The sequence below is a fragment of the Streptomyces sannanensis genome (genome assembly GCF_039536205.1).
In the GTDB taxonomy this organism is placed as follows: Bacteria; Actinomycetota; Actinomycetes; order Streptomycetales; family Streptomycetaceae; genus Streptomyces; species Streptomyces sannanensis.
The window spans coordinates 98,829-112,933 of sequence record NZ_BAAAYL010000004.1 but is presented as its reverse complement, the minus strand read 5'-3'; the positions used below and the strand labels follow the sequence as shown (position 1 = coordinate 112,933).

At 67.9% G+C, this 14,105-nt stretch carries 9 protein-coding genes and 5 pseudogenes; 8 read left to right on the top strand and 6 right to left on the bottom strand.

Annotated elements, in window-relative coordinates:
* Nucleotides 1-85: 85 nt before the first annotated feature.
* On the bottom strand, nucleotides 86-1,294 hold the full coding sequence (gene fabV, locus ABD858_RS36630) for an enoyl-[acyl-carrier-protein] reductase FabV (protein ID WP_345045960.1): 1,209 nt from the start codon (nucleotides 1,292-1,294) through the stop codon (nucleotides 86-88).
* 268 nt (nucleotides 1,295-1,562) lie between these two features.
* On the opposite strand from fabV, the gene ABD858_RS36625 reads away from it, so the two are divergent.
* Nucleotides 1,563-2,516: an IS481 family transposase gene (locus ABD858_RS36625; RefSeq protein WP_345045959.1), complete on the top strand. Its 954-nt coding sequence runs from the start codon at nucleotides 1,563-1,565 to the stop codon at nucleotides 2,514-2,516.
* A 73-nt stretch (nucleotides 2,517-2,589) separates the two neighbouring features.
* Nucleotides 2,590-3,394, top strand: a pseudogene (locus ABD858_RS36620) (transposase); the annotation flags it as partial.
* Here ABD858_RS36620 and ABD858_RS36615 read toward each other — a convergent pair.
* Nucleotides 3,315-4,562 carry an IS110 family RNA-guided transposase gene (locus tag ABD858_RS36615; protein ID WP_345045970.1) on the bottom strand — a complete coding sequence of 416 codons (1,248 nt, stop codon included), beginning with the start codon at nucleotides 4,560-4,562 and terminating at the stop codon, nucleotides 3,315-3,317. The pseudogene ABD858_RS36620 and the gene ABD858_RS36615 sit on opposite strands and share 80 nt — an antisense overlap.
* Nucleotides 4,563-5,063: 501 nt before the next feature.
* Between ABD858_RS36615 and ABD858_RS36610 the strand changes: the two are divergent.
* From ABD858_RS36610 to ABD858_RS36600, 3 genes and pseudogenes are all read left to right on the top strand, one after another.
* Nucleotides 5,064-5,363 (top strand): annotated as a pseudogene (locus tag ABD858_RS36610) (IS5/IS1182 family transposase); the annotation flags it as partial.
* Nucleotides 5,364-5,769: 406 nt separating this feature from the next.
* Complete coding sequence (locus ABD858_RS36605; protein ID WP_345045958.1) at nucleotides 5,770-5,988, top strand: transposase; 219 nt, start codon at nucleotides 5,770-5,772, stop codon at nucleotides 5,986-5,988.
* Nucleotides 5,910-6,359: pseudogene (locus ABD858_RS36600) on the top strand (transposase); the annotation flags it as partial. The gene ABD858_RS36605 and the pseudogene ABD858_RS36600, both read left to right, overlap by 79 nt.
* 77 nt (nucleotides 6,360-6,436) lie before the next feature.
* On the opposite strand, the gene ABD858_RS36595 reads toward ABD858_RS36600, so the two are convergent.
* Nucleotides 6,437-8,599 (bottom strand): recombinase family protein, encoded by a 2,163-nt coding sequence (locus tag ABD858_RS36595; protein ID WP_345045957.1) that lies wholly within the window; start codon nucleotides 8,597-8,599, stop codon nucleotides 6,437-6,439.
* Between the two features lie 299 nt (nucleotides 8,600-8,898).
* Here ABD858_RS36595 and ABD858_RS36590 point away from each other — a divergent pair.
* Nucleotides 8,899-9,057 (top strand): annotated as a pseudogene (locus tag ABD858_RS36590) (IS5 family transposase); the annotation flags it as partial.
* Here the strand turns inward: ABD858_RS36590 and ABD858_RS36585 are convergent.
* The 3 genes and pseudogenes from ABD858_RS36585 to ABD858_RS36575 form a co-directional block, all read right to left on the bottom strand.
* Nucleotides 9,005-9,526 carry a hypothetical protein gene (locus ABD858_RS36585; protein ID WP_345045956.1) on the bottom strand — a complete coding sequence of 174 codons (522 nt, stop codon included), beginning with the start codon at nucleotides 9,524-9,526 and terminating at the stop codon, nucleotides 9,005-9,007. The pseudogene ABD858_RS36590 and the gene ABD858_RS36585 overlap by 53 nt on opposite strands.
* Nucleotides 9,527-10,253: 727 nt before the next feature.
* Nucleotides 10,254-10,559 (bottom strand): hypothetical protein, encoded by a 306-nt coding sequence (locus tag ABD858_RS36580; protein WP_345045955.1) that lies wholly within the window; start codon nucleotides 10,557-10,559, stop codon nucleotides 10,254-10,256.
* Nucleotides 10,560-10,810: 251 nt separating this feature from the next.
* Nucleotides 10,811-11,059 (bottom strand): annotated as a pseudogene (locus ABD858_RS36575) (Mu transposase C-terminal domain-containing protein); the annotation flags it as partial.
* 230 nt (nucleotides 11,060-11,289) lie between these two features.
* On the opposite strand from ABD858_RS36575, the gene ABD858_RS36570 reads away from it, so the two are divergent.
* Together ABD858_RS36570 and ABD858_RS36565 are read left to right on the top strand one after the other, a co-directional pair.
* Nucleotides 11,290-12,129, top strand: a complete 840-nt coding sequence (locus ABD858_RS36570) for an IS5 family transposase (protein ID WP_345045954.1) — start codon at nucleotides 11,290-11,292, stop codon at nucleotides 12,127-12,129.
* Between the two features lie 335 nt (nucleotides 12,130-12,464).
* Nucleotides 12,465-13,715 carry a hypothetical protein gene (locus tag ABD858_RS36565; RefSeq protein WP_345045952.1) on the top strand — a complete coding sequence of 417 codons (1,251 nt, stop codon included), beginning with the start codon at nucleotides 12,465-12,467 and terminating at the stop codon, nucleotides 13,713-13,715.
* Nucleotides 13,716-14,105 lie beyond the last annotated feature (390 nt).

The window sequence follows — 14,105 nt, the reverse complement described above, 5'->3', positions numbered from 1 at the left end:
TTACACACCCATCACGTTCCCTGGGGCGAAATCCTGAGAGGCCGACCTCGTCTTACGGCGCGATCGGGGGCGTTCGTGGCGTGGGTCAGATGGTGAGAGTGGGCCAGGGAACGTCGGTTTCGACGGGGGCGGTGTAGTCGACGCCGGGGACAGAGAAGCCGTAGAGGCGGCGGACTTCGTCGCTGAACCAGTCGAGGTCGGCGAGTTCGGTGATGGTGTCGCTGGTGGCGGTGCTCCAGCGTTCGGCGACGGCGTTCTGCACGGCGGGGTCGAGTTCCCAGGTGTCGAGGCAGACCCGGCCCTCGTCGTCGAGGTTGAGGGGGCGGGCGCCGGTCAGCTGGTCCCACAGCTCAACCAGTTGACCGATCGGGGCCACCATGGCGTCGCCGAGGACGCCGCGCAGCAGCCCGACGTACAGGGCGATGCCGGGAATGGCGGTGGAGGACTGGGTGACGGCAGCGGCGTTGACCGAGGTCACGGCCCGGCCGCCCAGGGTCTTGCCGAGGCGCTCGTCCAACGTGTGTGCGGTGGCTTCCAGATGGGACTTTGCGACGCCGATGGTGCCCTGCCGGTAGATCGCCGCGGTGAGCGGCGAGCCGATGTAGGACAGGGCGGCGGTGGTGAAGCCGTCGGCGAGCAGGGACCGGTCGGCCAGGAACGTGATCCACCGTTCCCAGTCGGTGCCGCCCATCACCGCCACGGTCTGCTCGATGTCGTCGCCCTCGGCCGGCGCGGTGGTGACCTCCTTCACCTCCGGGGCACCGTACTCGTCGAAGACGAGGGTCTTGGTGGTGTACGGCGAGCCGATCGGCTTGAGGACCGAGGCATACACGTTGCCGGTGTCCGGGTCGGTGCGGCGAGGCGCGGCCACCGAGTAGATCAGGAAGTCGAGTCGTCCCCCAAACCGCTCGGCGAGGAGGTCGGCAACCTGCTCCTTCACCGTGTCGCTGAACGCATCGCCATTGAGGAAGACCATGTCCCGCCCGTGCTGTCGGGCGAGCCGGGCGGTGGCGGCGGTGCGATACCAGCCGGCCGTGCCGGTGCGCCGCGCGGGCGCCTTCTCGAAGCACACGCCGATGCCACGGATACCGACACGGGCCAGGCCCGCGATCGTAGCGGCCAGGCCATACCCGGCGGACGAGCCGATGACCAGAGCCACCGGCCCTTCGCCCCCGGCGGTGACCGGGGCGGGGACGGCCTGCCACATCTCGTCCACCAGCTGTCGGCAGCCGCCAGGATGGGAGTCGAGGAACAGGAAGCCCCGGCTCTTGGGCGCAATGACGCGTTCGCTCACGGTGTGGTGTCCCAGGTGTCGTCACGGACAAGGACGCGGCGGCCGCCACGGCCACCCCGTACTTCAAGTCTGCGGCCGTGCGGGTGAACACGGTGATCTTGACCGGCACAACGATGTCTATCCGGGCTTGGAGGGTTCCCCACTAGGTGTTCTGTCTCGGGAGGTTGTGGACAGTGACAGGGGTCACGGCTGACCAATCTTGAAATGGGTGAGGGCCTTCTGGCCTGGTGTGGATTGCGACATCTGCACCAGCAACAGAAAGGCCCTCGTGCCCCACCGTAATGCACCCCTGAGCGAAACCGGCCGCCTGCGCCTGGCCCGCTGCGTCGTCGACGAGGGCTGGACCCTGCGCCGGGCCGCCGAACGCTTCCAGGTCTCACCCACGACAGCCCAGCGGTGGGCCGGCCGCTACCTCGAGCTGGGCGAGGCAGGCATGACCGACCGGTCCTCACGCCCGCAGCGCAGCCCGCGCCGGACCCCGACCCGCACCGAGCGGCGCATCATCAAGGTCCGCGTCCTGCGCCGGTGGGGGCCGGCCCGCATCGCCTACCTTCTCGGGCTGAACCCCGCGACCGTCCACCGGGTCCTGACCCGCTACGGCCTGGCCCGTCTGACCCACCTGGACCGTGCCACCGGCCGCGTCATACGCCGCTACGAACGTGAACGCCCCGGCGAACTGGTGCACGTGGACATCAAGAAGCTCGGCAACATCCCCGACGGCGGAGGCCACAAGACCCTCGGACGCCAGGCCGGCCGCAAGACCCGCTCCGGCGTCGGTTACAGCTACCTGCACAACGCCGTCGACGACCACTCCCGCCTCGCCTACAGCGAGATCCTCGGCGACGAGAAGAAGGAGACCGCCGTCGGATTCTGGCAGCGGGCCCACGCCTTCTTCGCCCAGGCCGGGATCACCGTCGAACGCGTCCTGACCGACAACGGCTCCTGCTATAAATCCCACCTGTGGCGCAACTGCCTCACAGAGCAAGGGATTTCACACAAGCGGACCCGCCCCTACCGGCCCCAGACCAACGGGAAAGTCGAGAGGTTCAACCGCACCCTCCTCGACGAATGGGCCTACGCACAGCCCTACCGGAGCGAGACCGAGCGACGCGAGGCATACCCCGCCTGGCTGCACACCTACAATCACCACCGCGGACACACCGCGCTCAAGGGCCAACCACCCGCCAGCCGCGTCCCTAACCTCACGGGTCAGTACAACTAGGGCCTGTGTGATGTCGTGATCAATTTTGTCGACCCGGATCCGTCTGGAAGGCGGATCCGGTAGGAAGACAGTCGTGACGCGCAGGCAACTCACCGACGAACAGTGGAAGTTGATCGAGACGTTCCTGCCAATAGGCGAGTACGGCCCGTACCCCGAGCGGCTGAGGGACCAGTTCGAGGAGGTGATCTGGCGGTTCAGGACAGGCGCGCAGTGGCGCGAGATGCCGGGCGAGTTCGGGCCCTGGCCGACCGTCTACGGACGCTTCCGGGTCTGGCGGAATGCCGGTGTCTTCACTGCCTTGCTGGAGGGCCTGATTGCCGAAGCCGCCCGCCAGGGCAAGACAGACTTGTCCCTGGTCAGCGTGGACTCCACAACCGCCCGTGCTCACCACGACGCCGCCGGGATGCTCGTCGACAAGGACGTCATGGAGGCTCTCGAGGAGGCCGCCACCGAGCAGGAGCAGGCCCGGCAAAAGGGGGGCGACGAAGGGGAACAGAACGGGCGGGACGGCGGAAACGATCCTGAACGGGAAGAACGCCGACGCGTCCGCCGCCGACGCAGGCTCCGCCTGAAGGAAGCCCTGCTCGGCAGGTCCCGCGGTGGACTGACCAGCAAGATTCATCTCGCCGCCGATCGTAAGCGCCGGCCGCTGTCGTTCGTCCTGACCGCCGGGCAGGCCGCGGACAGCCCCCAGTTCATCCCCGTGCTGAACAAGATCCGCGTCCGTCTGCCGGTCGGCCGGCCCCGCACCCGGCCGGGCGCGGTCGCCGCGGACAAGACATCCCACGCGGATAAGCGTCAAGCTGCTTCGGCGGAGAGCTGTGCTGACTGCTGGTGCGGAAAGGCGGTCGCTTCGTCGTAGGCATGGCCGTGCTGGAGACAGTGGAAGAGCATGCCCATGAAGCGGTTGAACAGGTTCCTTTGTGCGGCGACGTGGCGGTCGCCGGCTTTCCTGCGACGGTCGTAGTGTGCTCTGGCGCCTGGTGACCTGGTGAGGGAGACGAAGGCCCACACGTAGCCGACAGCGGCCAGCCGCTGATTCTTGACCCGTCGGCTCATGACCACGCAGCTCTTGCCGCTGGCCCGAGTGACCGGGGCGCTTCCGGCGTAGGCCTTCAGCGAACCGGCCGTTGCGAACCGGCTCCGGTCATCACCGATCTCCGCAAGGACCCGGGCGCCGGTTAAGGATCCGAGGCCCGGAAAGCTGCGGATGACCGGCGCATCCGGGTGGTCGTCGAAGGTCTGGGCGGTGGCTTCTTCGAGCTGGTCGGCGTTGTGGCAGGCGGTGTTCAGTTGCCGAAGCAGGGCGGACGTCTGCTGGCCGAGAGCTGCTTCGACCTGCGGAAGCTGGTGGAGATAGTCACGCTGGAAGACCTCGTGGATCCTGTCGGCTTCGGCCTGGATGCCGCGCACTCGGCCGGCTTGCTTGAGCAGGGCCTGCAGCCGCCGTCGGGTTAGCGTCGCGGCCATCGTCGGTGTCGGGGCGGCGGCCAGGATGGTGCGGGCCTCCCGTGAACACAGACCGTGCTTGTGCTGGGCGAAGGCCTCCAGGATGGCCGGGTAGAACTCGCGTAGCTGTGAGCGGAGCTTGTTGTGGGCCTGGCCGCGGTCCCAGACGGCGTCCTGCTGGGCCCGCGCAAGCACGGCAATGGCCTGCACAAGCTCGGAATCTGCAGGCAGCGGCCGATGGGCTGCCATGTCGGTCCGCAGAATGTTGGCCAGTGCCGCGGCGTCGACGGCGTCGGACTTCTTCCGGGCGACAGAGTGCCGGTCCCGGTAGCGGGCGACCGCCAGCGGATTGATCGCGAAGACCGGCCGGCCGGTGGCCCGCAGGCAGGCGACGAGGAGCCCTCGAGAGGTCTCGATCGCCACGGGGATCGGGGCGCCCTCGCTGTCGCCGTGTTCGGTGAGCAGGGCGGTGAGCTGGCCGAACCCTGCCGCATCGTCAGTGATCCGCACTTTGGCGAGTTGCTTTCCCCCGGCATCGACCAGCGCGATGTCGTGGTGGTCTTCGGCCCAGTCCACCCCACAGAACACGGGCGTCATTAATTCGGTGATCTCCATCCAGCCCTCCTTCGTCGCGGCTTTTCCCCAGGCCAGAGCCTTGCAGGGTGCGCGTGCTCCCTAATGGAAGTGCTCAAGGCACGTCATCCCACCAGCCGTTCGCAACCCCAGCGAGTCATGCGGCCCTCGGTCTGCTTCAGAGCTGGGAGCTCAAGGCAGAGGTGAGAGGTAATCCGCACAACCGGCTCAGACTGCGGACAGCGAACCGCATCTCGGACCGACCGGTAGCACAGCGGCCAAAGACGCCCCTTCACTGCATCAACGCGACCGCTTGGAGGCTCTTGCCAGCGGATCCCGCCTCGTCCTGAACATCTCGAAGCACACCGATGGGCGCGAAGCCGACCTCGTCTTGTCAAAGGACTCCAAGGTCCGGGCATACTCAAAGGCTCGGCTCGCGCCCTGAAAGCCGGCTCCGCGCTGCCAGCACCCCTTCCCAGGGAGGCGGGGAACTGGGCTCGTTTACCGTCCTTCGCGCCCCATTAGGCCTACTCGTCCCGCGCCAATCGCGCCTACCCGCGCAAATGCCACATCAAGGCGGTCATCCCGGAGAAGAAGGACCAGGCCGCCAACCGCAAGAAGAAAGGCAGCCAGGGCGGGCGGCCGGTCAGCCACGACGCCGACCTCTACAAGGAACGGAACGCCGTCGAGCGCCTGATCAACCGGCTGAAGGACTGGCGCGGCATCGCCACACGCTTCGACAAAACACCCGAGAGCTACGTCGCCGGCCTCGAACTCCGTGCTTCGATGATCTGGCTCGAAGATCTCTTGCAAGCAGCCGATTGATCACGACATCACACAGGCCCTAGTAGTGCTTGGTCAGGTTGGCGCGAGTGTTGGTATGTCGCGGTGGCAGGTGGGGCAGGCGCCGGTCCAGGCTGCGAGCAGGGTCTGCAGTTCGCGGACGACTTGGTAGAGGCTCAGAAGCCGTATCTCAACCGATCATGGAACGTGGGGGTCGAACAGGTTTCCCGTCGGGGTGATCTTCCCGTTGTGCGTGCATGAAGACAGGGCCCCTCGGTAGCTCGGGGATGCGAATCTAACCGAGCAGTGCCGGGAGGCCCTGGTGTCGTTGTTGTACGCGTCCGAGCCCGTCCAGTTCAACTCGGCTGCTCCATCGTGTGATTGCCTCGCGCACGTGTACGGCAACGCGGCCGACCGTCCCGACCGGGAACGCCGGTATCCGTCGGACATGACGGATACGGAGTGGGCGGCCATCCGGCCGTTGCTGCCGGTGCCGGCCTGGCTCCAGGGCAAAGGCGGACGGCCGGAAGGCTACTGCCACCGCCAACTGCTGGACGCGATCCGCTACCTGGTCGCGGGCGGGATCTCGTGGCGGGCGATGCCCGCGGACTCCCCGACTGGGGCCGCGTCTACGCCTTCTTCCGCCGCTGGCGCGAGCACGGGCTGATCACCGAGTTCCACGACCGGCTGCGCGCACGGGTGAGGGAACACGAAGGCCGTGAGGCCGAGCCCACGGCGGGGATCATCGACGCACAGTCGGTGCGGGCCGCCGCGACGGTGCCGGCCTCCTCACGCGGCTACGACGGCGGGAAGAAGGTACCCGGGCGCAAGCGGCACATCGTGACCGACTGCCTCGGCCTGCTCCTGGTTGTCGCGGTCACCGCCGCGAACATCGGCGACCGGGACGCCGCCGCGGGCCTGCTGATGCGGCTGCGCCGCCTGCACCGCGACATCACTCTCGTCTGGGCCGACGGCGGCTACACCGGCTCCCTCGTCGACTGGTGCCGTCAGAAACTCGCGCTGACCTTGGAGATCGTCAAACGCACCGACAACATGGAGGGGTTCGTGGTGCTGCCCAGGCGCTGGGTGGCAGAGATCTGTCAAGCACAGTGCACTCATGGAGTCTGTTGCTCTGCTGTTTCGGGGGTCTCGGTCCAGATGCGGCGGCTGTACCAGCCGGGCGGACGGGTGCGGCGTTCGCGGAGTTCGGCGAGTTCTCGCTGGTCGGCGTGGGCGATGAGGCGGTGGGGCCAGCGGCTCTCCTGGCGGGTGGTGATCCAGCCGCGGTTGATCCAGGCGTAGAGGGTGGAGGTGGTCATGTTCAGCTCGGCGGCCAGGTGCTTGAGCCACCACTCGTCCGGGCCGGGCTCCTCGCCAGGTGGTGCGGGGCGGTGCCGGTGGACGCGGCCTGCGGGGCAGGCGAGGCGGCGCATGAGGTCGCGGACGGTGGCTGCGGAGATCCGTTTGCCGCCCTTCGCGGGCCGGAATCCCTCGGTCTCCAGGCGGTCGGCGATCCCGTTGGCGCCGATGCCCTGGCCTGCGAGTTCGCGGATCCGATCGGTCAGTTGCGGGTAGTAGCTGAGCTGTTCCAGCCGCTGGACCGGGCGGATGACCTCTCCCGCTGTAGTGGTCCCGCCGGCCCAGACGATCGTGACCTTCACTCGCTCGCTGGTGCCGAGCACGGTGACGACGACCTTGTCGACGACCGCGCGGACGATCTCCTTGCGGTCCGCTGTCGTGGTGCTGTGCGCACGCCATAAACCCTCGATGTCGCCGGCCAGAGCCGTGATGGTCTGCCGTTCGGCCGGAGTGAGGATGTGCGGGCTGCTGCGGGTGAAGCGGTCGTAGTCCTCGCGGAGCCGCTGCTGGACGGCCAGTGCGTCCTCCCACTCCTTCTCCAGCTGGCGCACGACCAGGCGGTTCTCCGGTTCGGCGAGGTGATGGCTGCGGCGGGCCCGGTCGGCGTCCTGCGCGGCGCGCTCCAACCGCTGCGACCATACCCGTTCCAGCTCGGCCCGCTCGGCCAGGACCTGGTCGGCCGCCCGCAGGGACACCTCGACGGCGGCGGGCGTCAGCGCCGTGAGAACCTGCTGCTCGACGAAGGCGTCCACGCAGGCGGAGTTGAGCAGCTGGCAGCTCTTCTCCGCGCCGTAGTTGGTCATGTCCCGAGCGCACACGTACTCGGGCAGGGCCTTGCTGTGTTGGGTGTGGTAGCGCACGCTCATGCGCCGGTTGCAGCGTCCGCAGTGCACCAGCCCGGCCGCGAGCGCGGGGCCGCCTCGCACCGCGCCCATGGCTTCGGCGCGGGCACGGTTGGCCGCCAGCTTCGCCTCGTTCGCCTCGAACTGGGCGACGCTGATGTAAGCGGGCAGGACATTCGGGATCATCACATGCCATCCGTCCCGGGAGCGGACGACCCGTCCGGTGCTCGGCCGGGCCGGGTCCTGGCGGCGCGGGTCGACCCGGCGCCGCCCGTAGGCATAGATGCCGGCATAGGCAGGATTGTGCAGCAGGTTCTGCAGCGTCATCCGGTTCGGCCTTCGCCATTCCAGGGTGCCCTTGTCCGGCCCCTCCCGCAGCCGGATGCCCAACTGGATGTCATGGTCGACGAGATAACGCAGGACGCCATGCAATGTGCCGAGCCGCTCGAACTGCGCGAAGATCAGGCGGATCACGGTCTGCACCTGCTCGTCCGGGTCCAGGGCCACCTCCCCCGACGGGCGGCGGACATAGCCACTGGGCAGGGGGAAGGCCAGCTCGCCACGGCGGGCCTTGTTCAGGCGCCCGCTCCACATCCGCTGCTTGATCAGGTGAAGTTCGGCCTCACTCATCGTGCCCTTGAGCCCCAGCAGCAGCCTGTCGTTGTACTCGGCCGGGTCGTAGACCCCGTCGGTGTCCGCCAGTAACGCACCCGACAGGGCGCACAGCTCGATCAGCTGATACCAGTCCCTGCCGGAGCGGGCCAGACGGGACATCTCGATCCCCAGCACGAGACCGACGTGGTCCAGCCCGATCTCGGTGACCAGACGCTGGAAGCCGGTGCGGGCGACCGTACTCGACCCCGACTTGCCCAGGTCCTCGTCGATCACCAGGACCCGGTCCGCCTGCCAGCCCAGCGCGACCGCCCGGTCCACCAGGGCGTACTGCAACCGGGTCGACTCCTTGTGGTCGACGAGCTGCTGGCGGGTGGACTGGCGGACATAGATCACCGCGAGCCGCTGCAGGTGACGGTCGTCGATCTTGCTGCCGGGCCGCTCCCACGGCATCACCGAGGTCATCGCCGGTCCCGCTCACTCGCCATCGCGGCGGCCGACAACGCGCGGCTCGCCAGCCGCACCAACTGCCCCACCACCGCCTGCCGGTTCACCTCCGGCAGCGCCGCCCACACCTGCCCGTCCGGCACCACCGGAATTCGGCTCTGGGGCCGACGTCACTGTCGTCGCGCATGACGACCCGTTCCCCTCGTCACTCAGCCGGCCCCGCAACCGTCGGGCCACAGCGACCAACCGCTGCAGGCCCTCACGGCCGATTATCGGCATCCGCTCACTGCTTTGACTATCCATAAGCGCAGTGTGCTTGGACGATGGAGCGCACGTTCGCGTGGCTGATGCATTCGCGCCGACTGGCCCGGGACTACGAGACGTTGCCGGCCAGCAGCGAGGCGATGATCCGGTGGTCGATGGTCACGCGGATGGGCCGGCGTCTGGCACGGCCACGGGCCGCCGGCCGACGCTGAATGCCCCCGACGTCTCCTGCAGGAGCCACCCGCGCTCCGCCAGACGCCGGGCCTTCGAGCGCACCCCCTCGACCTTCGCCGACGTTGCCTCCAGGCCCAGCTGAACCGTGATCTCCCTGGCCTTCAGCGGCCCTTGGCCCGCGGGCTGCCGCTCGTCGAGCACGCCCAGAATCCGCTGGTAGTCCAGCGCCAGCACTGTCACCGGCAGTCCCTCGCGCCAAGGCGGAACGATCGAGCCCGGCACCGGCGCGGGCGAGGACACGGTTTCCGCCTCGGTCACGGCGGTGGTCTCGGCAGCCGAGGCCGCCAGGGCCTCGACCAGCTCCTCCCGCGCGATCACCCGCCGGTCCAGCTCGATCTCCGCGGCCTCCAACACCCCCGCCAGCCGCGCGACTTCCTCCCGCAGCCCTTCCACCCGCACCCGGGCCGCTGTCTCCCGCTCCTCCAGCATTCCCAGCACCGACGCCATCACGCACTCCTCGATCAAGGAGCCGAAACAAGACGCCGCATGCCTCCCTCATTTCAAGCTAGACCATGCCTGACCAGCAGAAATCAAGCGATCACGTTCGGTTGAGATACGGCTTCTCACACTTTGCGGATCTTCAGCAGAGCGAGGGCTGAGCAACGCCTACGGAGTTGATGGCCGCGGACCCCTTACGGCTTTGCCGATGTCGGATGGCCAATTGGGCCTGAATCGGGCAACGAAGTCGGCGAAGTCCTCGCACAGGTACTGCGGGTCAGAGGGCTTCAGCCGTATCTGCTGGTGATCGCTGTGCACCCACCAGACCTCGAAGTCGGTCACTGTTCCCTCGGCAGGCCAGTCCTCGCTTCGCCGACGAGGCAGAAGCACGACGTCGACGAACCCTCCGACACTGAGGCCAATGTCCACGAAGACACCGATCGCCCCGGGCCTGGGCACTCGGACGACAGTGCCAGTGAAGACCTGACCGAATCGCAGCTCACCTTGAACTCGCTCCCACTCTGCTTCAGTCACCACTTACGCATCCTCGCACCTCAGCACTGGCCTGGACAGGAGAGCCCGGTGCGAGCTTCAGCTCGCACCGGGCTCAACATCTGAATTCGCCAACAGGGTCCCGCAGAAAGAGGGCGGGGCGGGGCGCCCGCCACCCGACGGCCGGCGCGGCCGCGCGGCAGGGCTTCCCTGCGTCCCCCTGTGGGGGCGGGGCAGGCGGACGTCAGCCCCAGGTGATACGCAGGCTGCGGGCCCGCGCAAACTCGGCAAGGTGGTGCAGCTCGCGCAGCCGCGCCCCGGTGTAGCCCTGGGGGCGGCCGCAGTCGGTGAAGCGGCTGTCCGTGACGGCGGGACGCCCGGCGTCCTCGGGGTCGAGGGCGAGCGCGAGCAGGATGCAGCCGAGGAAGATTTCGGCGCCTTCGTCGCCGTACGGCTCGCTGTAGCCGAGAGTGCCCAGTACGCGGGCGGCGTTGGCGTTGTTCATGTCGACCGGCTCGCCGGTGAGTTCGGCGGTGAAGGTGACCGACATGCTGAGCTCCTCTCGTGTGGGTGTTTCCGGCTGCGGCAGGGGTGCCACTCCCCCGCCGTGGGGAGCGGGGCGCAGCGGGTCGGCTGCGCCCCGGCGTTGGGTCAGTCCTGGACGAGTCGCAGGTATCGGGTCTGGGCGGCCGTGTCGAGCGCCGGGGTGCACCACTGGATGCTGTCGAGGACGATCAGGTCGGTGACGTCGTCGAAGCCTTCGGGTGCGCTGGCGAGCATGCGGACGTAGTAGGAGAACGCCAGCGCGGCCAGCACCGACTCCCGCGACGGATCCCCCGGCGTGACGGCCACACCCGTGATCGCGTTCGTCGCGCAGTCGGTGAACCACGTGATCCACGGCCTGCGGGCCCTGCCGTCGACGTCGACCAGCACCGGGGCCTGGACGTGATCGGTCTCCCACACCTTGTTGCGCCAGCCCCGCGGCCGGGCCAGGAACACATCGTGCTTGCGCGCCGCCCGCTCCCCTCCCGCAAGCCCCGCCCGCTCCCCCGGCGTCAGAGGGCGTTTAGTAGGTCTGTTCCGAAAAGCGGCTTTCATTACTGACCCATTTTGGGGCGGTCTGAGCTATATGCAAGTTTCGCCTCCTCTCGCCGCTTGAAGCCTGTCATCCGTTTCGCTCGCACCTGTCGCTGGGAGTCCGTCTGGTGTGAAGATGCGGCAGAACCTCCCGATGATCAGCGGAACGGCACCTTCCGACCCTCCCGCGCCAACGCTACGGCGTGAGCCAGCGGAAGCCGTACCCCAGCGACCTGTCTGACGCCCGATGGGCCTTGATCGAGCCGACGTTGACGGCATGGCGAAAAGCCAGGCTCGACCGAAGGCCCACCGGCCAGCCGGCCAAAGTCGACCTTCGCGACGTGTTCAACGCGATTCTCTACGTGAACCGCACCGGAATCCCCTGGAAATACCTCCCGCACGACTTCCCGAACCACGGCACCGTCTACGCCTACTACGCCGCCTGGCGCGACGACGGAATCTTCGCCCAGCTCAACTACGACCTGACCGGACTGGCCCGCGTCAAAGAGGGACGCAAGCCCGAACCCACGGCCTCCGTCATCGACACCCAGAGCGTGAAAACCTCCACCAACGTGCCCGCGACCAGCCAGGGAACCGACGCCGCGAAGAAGATCGTGGGCCGGAAGCGAGGCATCCTCACCGACACGATCGGCCTGATCCTCGCCGTGACCGTCGCAGCCGCCAGCCTCTTCGAGAACGCCCTGGGAATACGCCTCCTCGATCAGGCCAAGAAAACCTACCCGACCATTACCAAGAGCTGGGTCGACACCGGCTTCAAGAAGGCCGTCGTCGAACACGGAGCGCAGCTCGGAATCGACGTCGAAGTCGTCGAAAGAAACCCCCAAGTTCGCGGTTTTCACGTCGTGAAAAGGCGCTGGGTAGTAGAGCGGAGTAAGGGTTGGATCATGATGCACCGCCGACTCGCCCGCGACCACGAGACCCTCGCCACCAGCTCCGAAGCCATGATCCACGTCGCGTCGATCGACAACCTCGCCAAGCGCATAACGGACGAGACCACACCAACTTGGCGAGGAACTTACTAGGAGATAAAGGGCAATCCGCCCACGCTAAACGCCCTCTGAGAGCCCAGGACCGGCGGGGCTCCTGGCGGGCAACCGCGGCCCGGACCGGCGGGCGCGAAGGCATGCCGGCGCCTGATGCCCACCTCAGAGGGTCACCACCACTCCCGCCCGGATCTGCGCGATGCCGCCGTCGAACCTCCAGCCCACCAGGAATTATCACCGCCCAATGTCGGTGCCACGCCCTACAGTTGGCCCGTTGATCGCGCACGGCGGTCGACGCGTTCAATGGGGAGTTGACGCACTTGCGCATACGAAGACTCGCGGGGGCGATGGCACTCGCCACGCTCACTGCTTCAGTGACTCTGTTTGTCAGCCCGAGCCCGGCCCAGGCCGCGGACAGCATCGTGCTGCCGGTGGTCTCGCACTGGCAGACCCTCGCTGACAGCCACCACGTCTACGTCAGTTCCCCCGGAGACAACGCCGTGGTGGCCACCGACCACAACGGCCAGGTGATCAAGGTCGTCGAAGGACTCGACGGCGCCCGGGGCATGGGCCTCACGGCCGATGAGGCCACCCTCTACGTTGCGCTTCCAGAGGCCGACGCGATCGCTGAGATCGACACCCGTACCCTGACCGAGGTCCGTCGCATCCCCACCGGGACCGACACCGAACCGGAGAATCTCGCCCTCTCCGGCGGCAAACTGTATTTCTCCTACCAAGCAACCCCCTTCAGCGGCGGCATCGGATCGATCAGCATCGCCGAAGCCAACCCCATCGTCGGCCTGGACAACGACCCGCAGTGGTACAGCAAGCCCCGGCTCGCCTCGTCGCCAGCCGCGCCCGACCGGCTCGTCGCCGCGGACAGTGAAGGCTCGCTGGGAATGCGGGTGTACGACGTGGGCTCCGGCACTGCTCAGGAGATCGCCTATACCGAAGAGGTCGGCAGCGTCGAGGACCTGGCCGTCACTCCAGACGGAGGCAGCGTGATCACCGCGCGCGGCGGCACCTACTACCACCAGCAGTGGCGGCTGTCGGACCTGACTGAGGAAGCCCAGTACGACACCGGCCCGTACCCCAACGCCGTCGCCATCGCTCCCGATGGAACGGTGGCCGCAGGCGTTTCGGCCTCGGGGGAATGGGACATCTACGTCTACCGCCGCGGTGAGACCACCCCGTTCCGCACCATCGCGGTGTCGCGGGGCGGCTCCATGGAACTGGTGCGACGGGGTGTGGCCTGGGCACCGGACGGCACCAAGCTGTTCGGCACCCGCTTCACTCACGCCGGTGAGGTCATTCTCGACATCATCACCGACGTCCGTAAGGCGAACAGCAACATCACCCTCACCGCCCCAGCGGCACTGCCACTCGGCGAGTCGGTAACTGTGCACGGGAAGCTCACCTCTTTGGTGCCGTTCCCGAAGAGCAAGGTCGTCACCATCACGCGCAACGACGAACAGATCGCCACCGCGAAGGTCAAAGCCGACGGCACCTTCACCTTCACTGACATCCCACCGCTGGCGGGCTACCCCACCTACATCGCTACCTACGCCGGTGACGCCGACCATGCGTCCGGCACGGGCACCGTCCAGGTAGAGATCACCGACTAGACGATTGATCCATCTCTGGGGGCCGGGCGCGCAACGCGCCCGGCCCCCAGCCCATGAACGGCCCTAACGGGGGCGGGGCCCCCGCCGGCACACGGATCCCCCCACCTGCGGGACCCGATACTTTCGATGTCCGGTGGAACCCCGGCCCCCGCCGCCTTGGGCCGGGCGCCCCGACTTGGCCTTCTGTACCGGCCGGATCGGTGTCGGGCACCAAAGTGGGTTCCACAGTGGCGTCCCAAGTGCGCACCGCAGGAGGCCGGGGCGGCTTGCCCCGTGCTGGTCGGACCTGTGGTCGGGGCGGGCGCGCTGGGCGTCTGCCGGTGGTCGGTGCGTGGTCATCGCGGTGGCTCCTTCGCTCCGGGCCGCCCTGGGTGGGCGGTGACGGAGGAA

Bases quoted from the DNA above. Each gene is read 5' to 3' on its own strand.
- ABD858_RS36615 (WP_345045970.1), bottom strand. From the start codon at position 4,562: ATGACGCCCGTGTTCTGTGGGGTGGACTGGGCCGAAGACCACCACGAC.
- ABD858_RS36605 (WP_345045958.1), top strand. From the start codon at position 5,770: ATGACGGATACGGAGTGGGCGGCCATCCGGCCGTTGCTGCCGGTGCCG.
- ABD858_RS36585 (WP_345045956.1), bottom strand. From the start codon at position 9,526: ATGGCGTCGGTGCTGGGAATGCTGGAGGAGCGGGAGACAGCGGCCCGG.
- ABD858_RS36580 (WP_345045955.1), bottom strand. From the start codon at position 10,559: ATGTCGGTCACCTTCACCGCCGAACTCACCGGCGAGCCGGTCGACATG.
- ABD858_RS36595 (WP_345045957.1), bottom strand. From the start codon at position 8,599: ATGACCTCGGTGATGCCGTGGGAGCGGCCCGGCAGCAAGATCGACGAC.